16 protein-coding genes and 1 tRNA gene are annotated in these 13689 nt (G+C 64.4%); 3 read left to right on the top strand and 14 right to left on the bottom strand.

The features are described 5' to 3' along the window. Positions 1–8 precede the first annotated feature (8 nt). Positions 9–1085: a quinone-dependent dihydroorotate dehydrogenase gene (locus VLK31_RS09900; RefSeq protein WP_409168223.1), complete on the top strand. Its 1077-nt coding sequence runs from the start codon at positions 9–11 to the stop codon at positions 1083–1085. Between the two features lie 7 nt (positions 1086–1092). On the opposite strand, the gene VLK31_RS09895 is transcribed toward VLK31_RS09900, so the two are convergent. From VLK31_RS09895 to VLK31_RS09880, 4 genes are all read right to left on the bottom strand, one after another. Further along, positions 1093–1818, bottom strand: coding sequence for a phage holin family protein (locus tag VLK31_RS09895; protein ID WP_409168222.1), 726 nt, complete (start codon positions 1816–1818; stop codon positions 1093–1095). 51 nt (positions 1819–1869) lie between these two features. Beyond that, a complete protein-coding gene (locus VLK31_RS09890; RefSeq protein ID WP_409168221.1) occupies positions 1870–2166 on the bottom strand; it encodes a YqjD family protein in 297 nt (98 codons plus the stop codon). A gap of 140 nt (positions 2167–2306) precedes the next feature. Continuing rightward, positions 2307–3410, bottom strand: a complete 1104-nt coding sequence (locus VLK31_RS09885; RefSeq protein WP_409168220.1) for an NAD(P)/FAD-dependent oxidoreductase — start codon at positions 3408–3410, stop codon at positions 2307–2309. Between the two features lie 35 nt (positions 3411–3445). After that, positions 3446–3568 carry a stereocilin gene (locus VLK31_RS09880; protein ID WP_409168219.1) on the bottom strand — a complete coding sequence of 41 codons (123 nt, stop codon included), beginning with the start codon at positions 3566–3568 and terminating at the stop codon, positions 3446–3448. 346 nt (positions 3569–3914) lie between these two features. Between VLK31_RS09880 and VLK31_RS09875 the strand changes: the two genes are divergently transcribed. Both VLK31_RS09875 and VLK31_RS09870 read left to right on the top strand, forming a co-directional pair. Further along, positions 3915–4517, top strand: coding sequence for an N-acetylmuramoyl-L-alanine amidase (locus tag VLK31_RS09875; RefSeq protein ID WP_409168218.1), 603 nt, complete (start codon positions 3915–3917; stop codon positions 4515–4517). Next, the gene (locus VLK31_RS09870) at positions 4514–4885 is read left to right on the top strand and encodes a hypothetical protein (RefSeq protein ID WP_409168217.1); all 372 of its coding nucleotides are present in this window, start codon (positions 4514–4516) and stop codon (positions 4883–4885) included. Before VLK31_RS09875 ends, VLK31_RS09870 begins: the two co-directional genes overlap by 4 nt. Before the next feature lie 72 nt (positions 4886–4957). Here the strand turns inward: VLK31_RS09870 and VLK31_RS09865 are convergent. From VLK31_RS09865 to uvrB, 10 genes are all read right to left on the bottom strand, one after another. Further along, positions 4958–5032 (bottom strand) — tRNA-Val (locus VLK31_RS09865). Between the two features lie 60 nt (positions 5033–5092). Further along, a complete protein-coding gene (gene dnaQ / locus VLK31_RS09860) occupies positions 5093–5815 on the bottom strand; it encodes a DNA polymerase III subunit epsilon (RefSeq protein WP_409168216.1) in 723 nt (240 codons plus the stop codon). Next, entirely contained in the window at positions 5815–6153 is a 339-nt protein-coding gene (gene fdx / locus VLK31_RS09855; RefSeq protein ID WP_409168215.1) for an ISC system 2Fe-2S type ferredoxin, read from the bottom strand. The genes dnaQ and fdx overlap by 1 nt, the downstream gene beginning before the upstream one ends. Positions 6154–6162: 9 nt before the next feature. Beyond that, positions 6163–8028 carry a Fe-S protein assembly chaperone HscA gene (hscA, locus tag VLK31_RS09850; protein WP_409168214.1) on the bottom strand — a complete coding sequence of 622 codons (1866 nt, stop codon included), beginning with the start codon at positions 8026–8028 and terminating at the stop codon, positions 6163–6165. 4 nt (positions 8029–8032) lie between these two features. Further along, a complete protein-coding gene (gene hscB, locus VLK31_RS09845; protein WP_409168213.1) occupies positions 8033–8551 on the bottom strand; it encodes a Fe-S protein assembly co-chaperone HscB in 519 nt (172 codons plus the stop codon). 63 nt (positions 8552–8614) lie between these two features. After that, positions 8615–8938, bottom strand: a complete 324-nt coding sequence (gene iscA / locus VLK31_RS09840) for an iron-sulfur cluster assembly protein IscA (protein ID WP_007828190.1) — start codon at positions 8936–8938, stop codon at positions 8615–8617. Position 8939: 1 nt separating this feature from the next. Then, on the bottom strand, positions 8940–9359 hold the full coding sequence (gene iscU, locus VLK31_RS09835; protein ID WP_409168212.1) for a Fe-S cluster assembly scaffold IscU: 420 nt from the start codon (positions 9357–9359) through the stop codon (positions 8940–8942). 59 nt (positions 9360–9418) lie between these two features. After that, the gene (locus VLK31_RS09830; protein ID WP_409168211.1) at positions 9419–10639 is read right to left on the bottom strand and encodes an IscS subfamily cysteine desulfurase; all 1221 of its coding nucleotides are present in this window, start codon (positions 10637–10639) and stop codon (positions 9419–9421) included. A 79-nt stretch (positions 10640–10718) separates the two neighbouring features. Then, entirely contained in the window at positions 10719–11255 is a 537-nt protein-coding gene (iscR, locus tag VLK31_RS09825) for a Fe-S cluster assembly transcriptional regulator IscR (protein WP_093237517.1), read from the bottom strand. 233 nt (positions 11256–11488) lie between these two features. Further along, a complete protein-coding gene (gene uvrB, locus VLK31_RS09820) occupies positions 11489–13606 on the bottom strand; it encodes an excinuclease ABC subunit UvrB (RefSeq protein ID WP_409168210.1) in 2118 nt (705 codons plus the stop codon). Between the last annotated feature and the right edge of the window lie 83 nt (positions 13607–13689).

Here is a 13689-nt window from a genome sequence, read left to right as displayed (position 1 = left end):
ATTATCCGATGCCCCTGATGATGCCCTCCTCGCTCTACGGCCTGGCCCGCCCTTTTCTCTTCGGCTTCGACCCCGAGCATGCCCACGAGATCACGCTGGACGGCCTGGCGCGCACGCAGAACACGCCGCTGGCCTGCGCCTACTCGGCACCGCGCGTGAACGACCCCATTCAACTTGCTGGGCTGACCTTTCCCAACCGCGTAGGCCTGGCCGCCGGGCTCGACAAGAACGCGCGCTGCATCGACGCCTTCGCCGCCATGGGCTTCGGCTTCGTCGAGGTCGGCACGGTCACGCCGAAGGCGCAGCCGGGCAACCCCAAGCCCCGCATGTTCCGCTTGCCGCAGCGCGATGCGCTGATCAACCGGCTGGGCTTCAACAACGATGGCCTCGACGCCTTCCTGGCGAACGTGCAAAAGGCGCGTTGCCGCAAGGGCGGCGTTGCCAGGTCACCCATGCTGCTGGGCCTGAACATCGGCAAGAACGCCGCCACGCCGATCGAGCGCGCGGTGGACGACTACCTCGCCTGCCTCGATGGCGTGTACCCGCATGCCGACTACGTGACGATCAACATCTCCAGCCCCAACACCGCCAACCTGCGCACGCTGCAGAGCGACGAGGCGCTCGACGCGCTGCTGGGCGCGGTGGCCGAGCGGCGCGAGGCCCTGGGCACGCGCCACAACAAGCGCTCTCCGCTGTTCGTGAAGATTGCACCAGACCTTGACGAAGCCCAGGTCGCCGTCATCGCAGCCACGCTGAAGCGTCACGGCATGGACGGCGTGATTGCCACCAACACCACGCTCGCGCGCGACGCGGTGAAGGGGCTGCCGCATGCCGATGAAGCCGGCGGGCTTTCAGGTGCGCCGGTGCGCGAATCGAGCAACCGCGTGATTGCGCAGTTGCGCGCCGCGCTGGGCACTGGCTTTCCAATCATCGGGGTGGGTGGCATTCTGAGCGCGGCGGACGCCAAGGCCAAGATTGCCGCGGGCGCGGACGTGGTGCAGATCTACACCGGCCTGATCTACCGCGGCCCCGGGCTGGTCCGCGAAGCCGCCCAGGCGCTGCTGCGCGATCGCAGCAAGGCCTGAGTTTTCTTCAGCGCATGCGCCAGAGCACTGGCGCCAGGAATGCGGCCCAGCGCAGCAGGCGCTTCGGCCGGATCACCACGACGGCGGCTGCGGCTACAACGCCCGCTGCAACCGGATGGGCGCGCGCTATGCGCAGTGCTGCGGCGCTGGCCGATTCGTTGGGCGGCGGCGCCTCGTGCTCGTTTGCACCTTGCGCGCCAGCCGGCTCGGTTTCGCCACCGCCTTGCAAGGTCGCGATGCGTTCGCGCTGACGCGCCATGCGTGCGAGCAACTCCTCACGCGTGGTGGGCCGCGCCGGACGCGGCGCGTCGTCGCCCTGCTCCGGGTCCTTGCCAAGGCCGAACTGGTCCTGAACCCAGGTCCAGTCGCGCTCGAACTCGTGGCGCGCCGGCACGAAGCTGTTGGAGGCATTGCGCAGCGTCAGCAGCAAGCCGACCGCGGCCACCAGCCATAGCACCACCCAAACGCCCGCCACCGACCAGGCGGCCGTGATGCGGTAAGGCGTTTCCCAGAAATGAACCACCACCGCCACGGACAGCAATGCGACCGTGACCGTGGTCAGCCCCAGCACGGCCACCACGAGGATGAGCATCAGCTTGAGCCGCTGCTTCTCGTCCTCCCAGGCCATGCGCAGCAACTGCACACGGTCTTCGGCAGCCAGAGCGCCTTCGGCTGCGGCGATGCGCAGCCGACGGACCCGGGCGTCAAGCCCGAACAAAGACAACAGCCTCATCGGTCGGCTCCTGCCATGTCCAGGTGAAAGCTGTTGCGGTACGTGCTCAGGTCAGCGGCGGCCAAGCAGCAGGCCCACCAGCACGCCGAAAGCCAGTGCGGCACCGGCGATCTGCCACGGTTCGTCGTGGGCGTAGGCGTTGGCGGAATTGGCCGCGTCACGGGCCTTCTTGGCAGCCAGCTTGCTCTTCTCGGCTGCGAGTTCGCGTGCGATGGCCAGCTTGGTGTCGATGCGCTGGCGCAGCGCCTTGATGTGGGGAACCGAATCCAGGTCCTTGCTTGCCAGCACGCCGCGCACGTCGCTGGCAATGTCTTCGGCTGCTGCTTCAAGATTTTGGGATGCACTCATTGGAAACTTTCCTCCGTGATGACACCGGCACCGCGCCGGCGGCTTCACGCCAGCAAATGGCGTGCTGTCATGGTACAGGCACAAAAGACCCTCATGCGTGACGGTGTGCAGACTTTGAAGCGGCACTCGTCACTAGTGAATCATGTGTCCGCCAACAGGCCTGCAACATGCCGTCCGATGGCCAGGCTGCTCGTGAGCCCCGGCGATTCGATACCGAACAGGTTGACCAGGCCCGGTACGCCGTGAGAAGCGGGGCCGTCGATCACGAAGTCGGCCGCTGGCTCACCGGGGCCGGAGATCTTGGGCCGCATGCCCGCATAGCCCGGAATCAGGGCGCCGTCTGGCAGCGCCGGCCAGTACTTGCGCACCTCGGCATAGAAAGCATTGCCGCGCGCCGCGTCCACGACCAGGTCGTCGGCCGATTCGACCCACTGCACATCAGGTCCAAACTTGGCCTGGTCGCCCAGATCAAGCGTCAGGTGAACGCCCAGGCCACCTGGCTCGGGCACGGGATAGACAAGGCGGCTGAACGGCGCCCTGCCCGACAAGGTGAAGTAGTTGCCCTTGGCGAAATAGGCCTGGGGCACCGCCGCCGAGGGGAGACCTTCGAAGCAGCGCGCCAGCGCTGGCGCCCCAAGGCCGGCGGCGTTCACCACGCTGCGGCAGCGCAGCGTGGTGCCGTCCTGGGCGATCAGCACGATGGCGTTGTCGCCGCATTCGGCGCGCACGATGGGCGATTTCAGGGCCAGCATGCCGCCCGCGTTCTCCAGATCCCCCAGCAAGCTCAGCATCAGCGCGTGGCTGTCGACGATGCCCGTGCTGGGCGAATGGAGCGCTGCCACGCAATTCAGTTGCGGCTCAAGCGCCATGGCCTGCGGCGCGGTAATCAGCACCAGATCGCCGACGCCATTCGCCGCTGCCTTGGCCTGAATGACCTCGAGCTGCGCGGCCTGGTCGGGCGAAGTGGCAACGATCAACTTTCCACAGCGCCGATGCGGCACGCCACGTTCGCCTGCATAGGCGTAGAGCAATTGCTTGCCCTCGACACACAGCTTCGCCTTCAGCGAGCCCTGCGGATAGTAGATTCCCGCGTGAATGACCTCGCTGTTGCGCGAACTGGTCCCAGTGCCAATCGCACCTTCGGATTCGAGCACCAGCACCTCCCGGCCTTCAAGCGCCAACGCGCGCGCCACGGCCAGGCCAACCACACCCGCGCCAATGACGGCGCAATCAATTTCTTCCATCGCGCGAGCTTAGCGCGGCGCGTGGTGCCTGCAGCTCACAGGACGGTGGGCGGTGGCACCGGGTCTGTGGTTTCGTCGGGGACGGTGCTCGGCCCTTGGTCGGGTTCTACGGGCAGGTCCGGGGTCACGGGTGTCGGAAGATCGGGATGGGTGGCCATGGTTTTGCTCCTTGTTCACTCGTTGTAGGCCCGTGCCTCAGAAAAGTCGAGAGGCCTTCGCTGCACTTGGCGTCAGCCTGTGCCGACATATCGCAGGAGATGGCTCAACCCGGGGCGATTGCACCGATGCATTGTCTTTGCGCGATACGCCGAAAGTGCGCTTGCGATACGGGCGGCCGCAACGAGCACCAGTGACAGCAAAACGTGGCACCTTCACGAAAGCATTCACTTCAGCTCGCATTGATAAACCGCGTTACCACTGCGGCTTGGGGATCTGCGAGTGGTGTGCTGTACTTTGCAGCGCTGGCGCCACCCGGCGAGCGGCTTTACAGAGGGAGGAGAAGAAATGTCCACCATCGACGCCAACGGGATGCTTGTCGACCCCAAGGTGATTCCCAGAAGGTCATCGGGTATCGAGCACGGCGCGCTGCCCAGCGTGCTGGCCATCGTCGTTCACCAGACCGACTCCGGCACCGCCGAGTCCAGCCTCAACGGCTATGAGGTGGGCGGCAACGGCGCTCACTTTCTGATCGACAAGAACGGCCAGATCTACCAGACGGCCAGCGTCTTCGCGCGGTGCTACCACGTGGGCAAGCTCATCAAGTCAAAGTGCCTGACCGTCAACAAGAGCAGCTGCGACACCGCTGCCATGGCCAAGATGCTGGCCATGTCGTGGACCAGCCAGATCAACGCCATCGACGCGCACGAGCGCGCCAAGCCCTACCCGGACCGTTTCCCGGTGAACAGCGATTCGATCGGCATCGAACTGGTGGGAAAGCACGTCGACGACAACAGCTACGAGGCCGTCACGGCCGCGCAGAACACGTCGCTTCAATGGCTGATCGAGGCGCTGTATGCGCAGTTCAACCTGAAGGCCAGCGACGTCTACCGGCACCCGACCGTGTCGTACAAGAACCCCGGAGAAGCAAGTTCGGCGGTGTGGAAGTGAGAGCCCGGGTTCTGGCGCTGCTGGCGGGCGCCGCGCTCGTCGCTTCTTGCGCCACGCGCGATGCCGCGTTCAGCAATGTCTATGTCGCCGATTTCCATTCGACGGAGCCGGCCTCTTGCCGAGCATCCGATGTGCCGCGCAGCCATGGCAAGGCACAGGCCTTCTTTTCGCGCGCAAAAGAAGTCGACTACAAGACCCTGCACGACAACTACGAACTGGCGCCCTGCTACGCCGAAGGCACGCTGACGCGGCAGGGTCGGTCGTGCGATTGGCAGATTCGCGCGGGCGCCACGGGTTCGGTGCAGTGCGGCGAGCAGAAGCTGTACTTTGCTTGCGACACCTGCGACGACCTGTTCGGCGCCCAGTAGCAATTCAAAGGCCAATCCAAAACAAACGGGCAAGAAAAAAGCGACTTGGAAATCCAAGTCGCTTTTTCTATTTGGTGGGCGGTGGAGGTTTCGAACCTCCGACCCCAGCAGTGTGAATGCTGTGCTCTACCCCTGAGCTAACCGCCCTGAGACACTGCTTTTGAGTTCAGTGTCTTGAACACGTATCGCGTTGTGCGAAGCCTCAGATTATGCCACAGCTTTTTCGCTGTTTTGGCGAAACAGCGTGCGACCACCACTGGATTTATCAAGTTGCGTCAAAACCGCCTCGTGCGCGGCCAGCTCCTGCTCGCCCGCAACAATCACAGGCAGTGCGAACTGGCTCAGGTCGATGGCCACCAGCGTGGTGCCCTGCACCGGCTCGTTCGACGCCACGTCGATCAGCAGTGCGTCCTGCCCGCGCGTGAGGTTGATGTACACATCGGCCAGCAATTGCGCGTCCAGCTTGGCGCCGTGGAACGTGCGGTTCGAGCGGTCGACACCGAAGCGGTCGCACAGCGCATCGAGCGAATTGCGCTTGCCCGGGTACACCTGCTTGGCCATGGCCAGCGTGTCGGTCACTTCGCTGACAAAGGTGCGCAGCGGCGGCAGGCCGGCGCGCTCGAATTCCTTGTTGAGGAAGCCGACGTCGAAGGCCGCGTTGTGAATGATCAGCTCGGCATCGCGCAGGTACTCGATGATGTCGTTGCCCAGCGTCGCAAACTTGGGCTTGTCGCGCAGAAAGTCGGTGGTCAGCCCGTGCACCTTGAGCGCGTCTTCATGGCTCTCGCGCTCCGGGTTGAAGTACATGTGCAGGTCGTTGCCCGTGAGCTTTCGGTTGAACAGCTCCACGCAGCCAAGCTCGATGACGCGGTCGCCGTTCTCAGCAGAGAGGCCGGTGGTTTCGGTATCGAGAACGATCAAACGGGACATCAGTGATTTTCCTTGGCGTGGTTGATCGAATACTTGGGAATCTCGATCGTCACATTCTCCTGCGCCAGGATCGACTGGCAACTCAGGCGCGACTGCGGCTCCAGGCCCCAGGCGCGGTCGAGCAAGTCTTCTTCGCCCTCTTCCGCTTCGTTGAGCGAGTTGAAGCCCGCGCGCACGATCACGTGGCAGGTGGTGCAAGCGCAGCTCATCTCGCAGGCGTGCTCGAGGTTGATGTGGTTGTCCAGCAGCGCCTCGCAGATGGAGGTGCCGGCGGGCGCGGTGATTTCAGCGCCCTGCGGGCAGTACTCAGGGTGCGGGTAGATCTTGATCGTGGGCATGTTGTTCTTCTAGAGAGATTCGACCTTGCGGCCAGCCAGTGCGCGCGCAATGCCGACGTTCATGCGCTCGGCGGCAAAGGCCTCGGTGTCGTCGGCGAGCTTCTTGGTGGCGGCCTCGATGGCGGCGGCTTCCTCGCTGCCCTTGGCAGCATCGCGCAGCTGAGCCATCGATGCGTCGATGACGGCGCGCTCTTCGCCGCTCAGCAGGTCGCCGTCGGCATCGAGCGCGCTCTGCGTGGCCAGCAGCATGCGGTCTGCATCGACGCGCGACTCGACCAGCGCACGGGCTTTCATGTCCTGTTGCGCGGTGGAAAAGCTCTCTTGCAGCATGGTGGCGATCTGGTCGTCCGACAGCCCGTAAGAAGGCTTCACGGCCACGCTGGCTTCCACGCCGCTGCCCTGCTCCTTGGCGCTCACGCTCAGCAAGCCGTCGGCGTCGACGGTGAAGGTCACGCGGATGCGCGCCGCGCCCGCCGCCATCGGCGGAATGCCGCGCAGCGTGAAACGCGCCAGGCTGCGGCAGTCGGACACCAGGTCGCGCTCGCCCTGCACCACGTGCAGCGCCAGCGCGGTCTGGCCGTCCTTGTAGGTGGTGAAGTCCTGCGCCATCGCGGTCGGAATGGTCTGGTTGCGCGGCACGATGCGCTCGACCAGGCCGCCCATGGTTTCGATGCCGAGCGACAGCGGAATCACGTCGAGCAGCAGCAGTTCGCCCGCGCCGTTGTTGCCGGCCAGTTGGTTGGCCTGAATGGCAGCGCCCAGCGCCACGACCTCGTCGGGGTTCAGGTTGACCAGCGGTTCACGGCCGAAGAAATCGGCGACGGCACGGCGCACCTGCGGCATGCGCGTGGAGCCGCCGACGAGCACGATGCCTTGCAGGTCATCGGACTTGAGCTTCGCGTCGCGCAGCGCCTTGCGCACGGCGGCGATGGTGCGCTCGGTGAGCGCCTGGGTGGCCGCGTAGAACTGTTCGCGCGTCAGCTCGAACGCGAGCGACTCGCCTGCAACGCTGGCGCTGAACACAGCCGATGCCGATTCGGTCAGCGCTTCCTTGGCAGAACGCGCCGCAACCAGCAACGCAGCCTTGTCGGCATCGCTCGCGGCCCGCAAGCCTGTTTGCGCGAGCACGAAATCGGCCAGCGCGTGGTCGTAGTCGTCGCCGCCGAGGGCCGAGTCACCGCCCGTGGCAATCACTTCGAACACGCCCTGCGTCAGCCGCAGGATCGAGATGTCGAAGGTGCCGCCGCCCAGGTCGTAGACCGCGTAGACGCCTTCGCTGGCGTTGTCCAGGCCGTAGGCGATGGCCGCGGCCGTGGGCTCGCTGATCAAGCGCAGCACGTTGAGGCCCGCCAACTGCGCGGCGTCCTTGGTGGCCTGGCGCTGCCCTTCGTCGAAGTACGCCGGCACGGTGATGACCGCGCCGTAGAGCTCGTCGTCGTCGAAGGTGTCCTGGGCGCGATAGCGCAGCGTGGCGAGGATCTCGGCGCTGATTTCGACAGGAGACTTCTCGCCCGCCAGCGTCTGCACCGTCACCATGCCGCCGTCGCTGCTGCCGATGCGGTAAGACATAGCATCACGGTTTGCAATGTCGGCCAGGCCCCGGCCCATGAGCCGCTTCACCGACGTGATGGTGTTGGTGGGGTCTTGCGCGCGCGCGGCCAACGCATCGAAGCCGATCTGGCGGCGGTCGCCCTGCAGGTAGCGGACGGCCGAAGGCAGCAGCACGCGGCCCTGGTCGTCGGGCAGGCACTCGGCCACGCCGTTGCGCACCGAGGCCACCAACGAATGCGTGGTGCCTAGGTCGATGCCCACGGCAATGCGGCGCTGGTGCGGATCGGGCGCTTGGCCGGGTTCGGAAATTTGAAGAAGAGCCATGCCTCTATTGTCCCAACTGATCGAATTTGTTTTCGACGTCCTGTGCGAAGCGCTCAATGAACATGAGGGCTCTCACCTGCTGCGCGGCGGCCGGGTGGTCGCCCTTCTGGTCGATCAGCGAGTCGAGCGAGGACAGCGCGCCCTCGCGCGCAGCCTCTACTTCGGCCTGCAGCTGGTCGAGCTCGGCGATGCTGTCGATGTCGTCGAGCGCCTCGCGCCATTCCATCTGCTGCATGAGAAACGCCGACGGCATTGCCGTGTTGTTCTCCGCGTTCAGCGGGGCGCCATTCAGCTCGCAGATGTAGCTGGCGCGGCGCACCGGGTCCTTGAGCCGCTGGTAAGCCTCGTTGATGCGCACCGACCACTGCATGGCCACGCGCTGCGCCGCGGCGCCCTGCGCGGCAAAACGGTCAGGGTGGGCTTCGCGCTGCAGCTCTTTCCAGCGCGCGTCCAGCGAGGCGCGGTCCTGCGCAAAAGTCGACGGGACGTCGAACAGTTGAAAGTCGGTGTCGTTCAGGTTCATGGCAAGAAAAAACCGCCAGCACATGACATGGTGGCGGCTGTGGTCGCGGTCAGCGACGGTGCATCAGATACGAAAACTCTCGCCGCATCCGCAACGGTCGCGTTCGTTCGGGTTGATGAACTTGAAGCCTTCGTTCAGGCCTTCGCGCACGAAGTCGAGCTGCGTGCCGTCGATGTACGCCAGGCTCTTCGGGTCGACCAGCACCTTCACGCCGTGATCTTCGAACACGACGTCTTCAGGCGTGAACTCGTCCACGTACTCGAGCTTGTAGGCCAGGCCCGAGCAACCGGTGGTCTTCACGCCCAGCCGCACGCCCACGCCCTTGCCTCGTTTGCCGAGGTACCGGGTGACGTGTCGCGCGGCGGCTTCGGTCAGCGTAACGGCCATGTCAGTGGACGGCTTCGGCAGCAGCGGATGCGGTCTTGACGCCGTGCTTGGCCTTGTAGTCGCTCACGGCGGCCTTGATTGCGTCTTCGGCCAGGATGGAGCAGTGAATCTTCACGGGCGGCAACGCCAGCTCTTCGGCGATCTGCGCGTTCTTCAGTGCAGCCGCTTCGTCGAGCGTCTTGCCCTTGACCCATTCGGTCACGAGCGACGACGAGGCAATGGCCGAGCCGCAACCGTAGGTCTTGAAGCGTGCGTCTTCGATCACGCCGGTTTCGGGGTTGACCTTGATCTGCAGCTTCATCACGTCGCCGCAAGCCGGTGCGCCGACCATGCCGGTGCCTACCGAGTCATCGCCCTTTTCGAAGGAGCCGACGTTGCGTGGATTTTCGTAGTGGTCGATGACCTTGGAAGAATATGCCATGGTGTACCTCTCAAACTTTGTTCAATCGTGGAGCCCTTGGCGGGCCGCTTGTCTCTGTGTCAGTGGGCCGACCACTGGATCGTGCTGATGTCGACGCCGTCCTGGAACATCTCCCACAGAGGGCTCAGCTCGCGCAGCTTGGCCACGTTGTGCTTGATGGTCGAAATGGCGTAGTCGATTTCTTCTTCGGTCGTGAAACGGCCGATGGTCATGCGCAGGCTGCTGTGGGCCAGCTCGTCGCTACGGCCCAGGGCGCGCAGCACATAGCTGGGTTCCAGACTGGCCGAGGTGCACGCCGAACCCGACGACACCGCCAGGCCCTTGATGCCCATGATCAGCGACTCGCCTTCGACGTAGTTGAAGCTCATGTTCAGGTTGTGCGGCACACGATGTTCGAGGTCGCCGTTGATGAACACCTGCTCGACATCCTTTAGGCCGTCCAGCAGACGCTTTTGCAGGCGGGCCGCATGGGCGATGTCGTCCTTCATCTCGAGCTTGGCGATGCGGAAAGCCTCGCCCATGCCCACGATCTGGTGCGTGGGCAAGGTGCCCGAACGCATGCCGCGCTCATGGCCGCCCCCGTGCATTTGCGCTTCGAGGCGAATGCGCGGCTTGCGGCGCACATACAGCGCGCCGATGCCCTTGGGGCCGTAGGTCTTGTGCGAGGCGAGGCTCATCAGGTCGATGGGCAGCGCCGTGATGTCGATCTCGACCTTGCCGGTGGCCTGGGCCGAATCGACGTGGAAGATCACACCCTTTTCGCGGCACACATTGCCCAGCGCGACCACGTCCTGAATGACGCCGATTTCGTTGTTGACGAACAGCACGCTGGCCAGGATGGTGTCAGGGCGGATCGCGGCCTTGAACTTCTCCAGATCGACGAGGCCGTTTTCCTCGACATCGAGGTAGGTGACCTCGAAGCCCTGGCGTTCCAGCTCACGCATGGTGTCGAGCACGGCCTTGTGCTCGGTCTTCAGCGTGATCAGGTGTTTGCCCTTGCCCTTGTAGAACTGGGCCGCACCCTTTAGCGCGAGGTTGATCGACTCTGTGGCGCCCGACGTCCAGACGATCTCGCGCGGATCGGCGTTGATCAACTCGGCCACCTGGCCGCGCGCCTTCTCGACTGCCTCTTCGGCTTCCCAGCCCCAGGCGTGGCTGCGCGATGCCGGATTGCCGAAGTGTTCGCGCAACCAGGGAATCATGGCGTCGACCACACGCGGGTCGACCGGCGTGGTGGCGCCGTAATCGAGATAGATCGGGAAATGAGGAGTGACGTCCATGGCTGGCTCGGGCTGGCGTGGGGGTTGTTCTTTGATCTGGGCTTTTCGCGGCGGCGCTTCAGGGCGCCGCTCGCGAATCTCAGGACTTGGCGAAGACGTTGCCGAGGGCGAACACCGAATTCGGCGCATTCACGCGAATCGGCTTGACCACCGGCTGCGCCGAAATCGCGCGCTTGACCACCGGCTTGTTCTCGATCTGCACGCCCTTGGCGATCTGGTCGTCGACCAGCTTTTGCAGCGTGACAGAGTCGAGGAACTCGACCATGCGCTGGTTCAGCGACGCCCAGAGTTCGTGGGTCATGCAGCGACCGGCTTCGCCGAGGCAGTTTTCCTTGCCGCCGCACTGGGTGGCATCGATCGGCTCATCGACGGACACGATGATGTCGGCCACGGTAATGTCCGCCGCCTTGCGCCCAAGGCTGTAGCCGCCGCCGGGGCCGCGGGTCGACTCGACCAGCTCGTGACGGCGCAACTTGCCGAACAGCTGCTCGAGGTACGACAGAGAAATCTGTTGCCGTTGGCTGATTGCGGCCAGCGTGACCGGACCGGTGTTCTGGCGCAATGCCAGATCGATCATGGCTGTGACCGCAAAACGGCCTTTGGTAGTGAGACGCATCGCAAGCTCCTTCAAGTGCTTACCGTTGAAATGACACCCTGGTCATGGACCGCGGTGACTTCGTCTCCGCCCTGCCCAACCCCTGACGCTGGTGAACCAGCCGGTAGGAGTCGGTCCTTCATCGCGAAGTTCTTTTTTTGTTGTTGAGTGTTTCGGTCAAGTATAGCAGAAGCCCCTCAACTCTGCTGGGGTAAACCCCAGCGCCAACCCCTTGAAGAACGCGGACTTCCGGCCTAAGTCGGCAAGATCACGATGTTGTCCCCGCCGGACGCCCCAAATGCCTGCTCCCGCAGTAGCGCCAACTGGTCGCGCACCCGGGCCGCCTTCTCGAATTCGAGGTTGCGGGCGTGCTCCAGCATCTGCTTTTCGAGCCGCTTGATCTCTCGGGCGATGTCCTTTTCGCTCATGTCCTCGACCCTGGCGCGTTCCAGGTCGAGCTTGGCCATTTCCTTGCCCGTCTTTTCGCTGTAGACACCGTCGATCAGGTCGCGCACCTGCTTGACGATGCTGCGCGGCGTGATGCCGTTGGCCTCGTTGTGGGCCACCTGGCGCGCACGCCGGCGTTCGGTTTCGTCGATCGCCTTCTTCATCGACTCGGTCATGCGGTCGGCGTAAAGAATGGCCTTGCCGCTCAGGTTTCGCGCTGCCCGGCCGATCGTCTGGATCAGCGAACGCTCAGAACGCAGAAAGCCTTCCTTGTCTGCGTCCAGAATCGCCACCAGAGACACCTCGGGAATGTCCAGCCCCTCGCGCAGCAGGTTGATGCCCACCAGCACGTCGAAGGTGCCCAGACGCAGGTCGCGCAAGATTTCCACACGCTCCACGGTGTCGATGTCGCTGTGCAAATAGCGAACCTTCACGCCGTTGTCGCCCAAGTAATCGGTCAGCTGCTCGGCCATGCGCTTGGTCAGCGTGGTGATGAGCACGCGCTCGTTCTTGTCCACGCGAATGCGAATCTCGCCCAGCACGTCGTCCACCTGGTGGGTGGCGGGGCGCACCTCGACCTCGGGGTCGATCAGCCCGGTGGGGCGCACCAACTGCTCGACGACGTTGCCCGCATGGTCCTTCTCGTACTGCGCCGGCGTGGCAGAAACGAAGATGCACTGGCGCATGCGCGTCTCGAACTCCTCCAGCTTGAGCGGCCGGTTGTCCAGCGCGCTCGGCAGGCGAAAGCCGTACTCGACCAGCGTGGTCTTGCGCGCCCGGTCGCCGTTGTACATGCCGCCGAGCTGGCCGATCATCTGATGGCTCTCGTCGAGGAACATCAGCGCGTCCTTGGGCATGTAGTCGGTCAGCGTGGCCGGCGGCTGGCCCGGCGCGGCGCCCGAGAGGTGGCGCGTGTAGTTCTCGATGCCCTTGCAGTGGCCGATTTCCGCCAGCATTTCAAGGTCGAACCGCGTGCGCTGCTCCAGCCGCTGCGCCTCCACCAGCTTGCCCACGCCCACCAGTTCCTTCAGCCGGTCGCTCAGCTCGAGCTTGATGGTTTCCACCGCCGCCAGCACCTTGTCGCGCGGCGTCACATAGTGGCTCGACGGGTACACCGTGAAGCGCGGCACCTTCTGACGTATGCGCCCGGTCAGCGGGTCGAAGAGCTGCAGCGACTCGATCTCGTCGTCGAACAGCTCGAAGCGAATGGCCAGCTCGCTGTGCTCGGCCGGAAACACGTCGATGGTGTCGCCGCGCACCCGGAACGTGCCGCGCGCAAAGTCCTGCTCGTTGCGCGTGTACTGCATGCGGATGAGCCGCGAGATCAGGTCGCGCTGGCCTACCTTGTCGCCCACGCGGGCAATCAGCCGCATCTCCATGTAGTCCTCGGGCGTGCCGATGCCGTAGATGGCGCTCACCGTGGCCACGATGACCGTGTCGCGCCGCTCCAGCACGCTCTTGGTGGCCGACAGCCGCATCTGCTCGATGTGCTCGTTGATCGAGGAGTCCTTCTCGATGAACAGGTCGCGCTGGGGCACGTAGGCCTCGGGCTGGTAGTAGTCGTAATAGCTGACGAAGTACTCGACCGCGTTCTTCGGGAAGAACTCGCGAAACTCGCTGTACAGCTGCGCCGCCAAGGTCTTGTTGGGCGCAAAGATGATGGCCGGGCGGCCCAGCTGGGCAATCACGTTGGCCATGGTGAAGGTCTTGCCCGAACCGGTAACACCCAGCAAGGTCTGGAACACTTCGCCGTCGACCACCCCCTCCACCAGGCCCTGAATGGCCTTGGGCTGGTCGCCCGCCGGCGGATAGGGCTGGAACAGCTCGAAAGGCGAGCCGGGGTAGCGGACGAATTCGCCCTGCGGCGCCGGGCCGATCGGGTCCAGTTTCTTCAGGTCTGCTATGGCTTCGTTGGTCTCTGGCATGGCTGTTCCCGACAGGTGGCGCTCGCGCCGGTAAAATTCAAGGCAACCGGAAAGCGTAGCGCAAGTCCGGTTGCCAGCGAAGC

This window comes from Variovorax sp. H27-G14, from assembly GCF_046156345.1.
Classification (GTDB): Bacteria; Pseudomonadota; Gammaproteobacteria; order Burkholderiales; family Burkholderiaceae_C; genus Variovorax.
This window is presented reverse-complemented; position numbering and strand designations above follow the sequence as displayed.

Excerpts from the sequence above, each read along its gene's own strand:
- VLK31_RS09900 (WP_409168223.1), top strand. The coding sequence starts at position 9 with ATGCCCCTGATGATGCCCTCCTCGCTCTACGGCCTGGCCCGCCCTTTT.
- VLK31_RS09895 (WP_409168222.1), bottom strand. The coding sequence starts at position 1,818 with ATGAGGCTGTTGTCTTTGTTCGGGCTTGACGCCCGGGTCCGTCGGCTG.
- VLK31_RS09890 (WP_409168221.1), bottom strand. The coding sequence starts at position 2,166 with ATGAGTGCATCCCAAAATCTTGAAGCAGCAGCCGAAGACATTGCCAGC.
- VLK31_RS09885 (WP_409168220.1), bottom strand. The coding sequence starts at position 3,410 with ATGGAAGAAATTGATTGCGCCGTCATTGGCGCGGGTGTGGTTGGCCTG.
- VLK31_RS09880 (WP_409168219.1), bottom strand. The coding sequence starts at position 3,568 with ATGGCCACCCATCCCGATCTTCCGACACCCGTGACCCCGGACCTGCCC.
- VLK31_RS09875 (WP_409168218.1), top strand. The coding sequence starts at position 3,915 with ATGTCCACCATCGACGCCAACGGGATGCTTGTCGACCCCAAGGTGATT.
- dnaQ (WP_409168216.1), bottom strand. The coding sequence starts at position 5,815 with ATGTCCCGTTTGATCGTTCTCGATACCGAAACCACCGGCCTCTCTGCT.
- fdx (WP_409168215.1), bottom strand. The coding sequence starts at position 6,153 with ATGCCCACGATCAAGATCTACCCGCACCCTGAGTACTGCCCGCAGGGC.
- hscA (WP_409168214.1), bottom strand. The coding sequence starts at position 8,028 with ATGGCTCTTCTTCAAATTTCCGAACCCGGCCAAGCGCCCGATCCGCAC.
- hscB (WP_409168213.1), bottom strand. The coding sequence starts at position 8,551 with ATGAACCTGAACGACACCGACTTTCAACTGTTCGACGTCCCGTCGACT.
- iscA (WP_007828190.1), bottom strand. The coding sequence starts at position 8,938 with ATGGCCGTTACGCTGACCGAAGCCGCCGCGCGACACGTCACCCGGTAC.
- iscU (WP_409168212.1), bottom strand. The coding sequence starts at position 9,359 with ATGGCATATTCTTCCAAGGTCATCGACCACTACGAAAATCCACGCAAC.
- VLK31_RS09830 (WP_409168211.1), bottom strand. The coding sequence starts at position 10,639 with ATGGACGTCACTCCTCATTTCCCGATCTATCTCGATTACGGCGCCACC.
- iscR (WP_093237517.1), bottom strand. The coding sequence starts at position 11,255 with ATGCGTCTCACTACCAAAGGCCGTTTTGCGGTCACAGCCATGATCGAT.
- uvrB (WP_409168210.1), bottom strand. The coding sequence starts at position 13,606 with ATGCCAGAGACCAACGAAGCCATAGCAGACCTGAAGAAACTGGACCCG.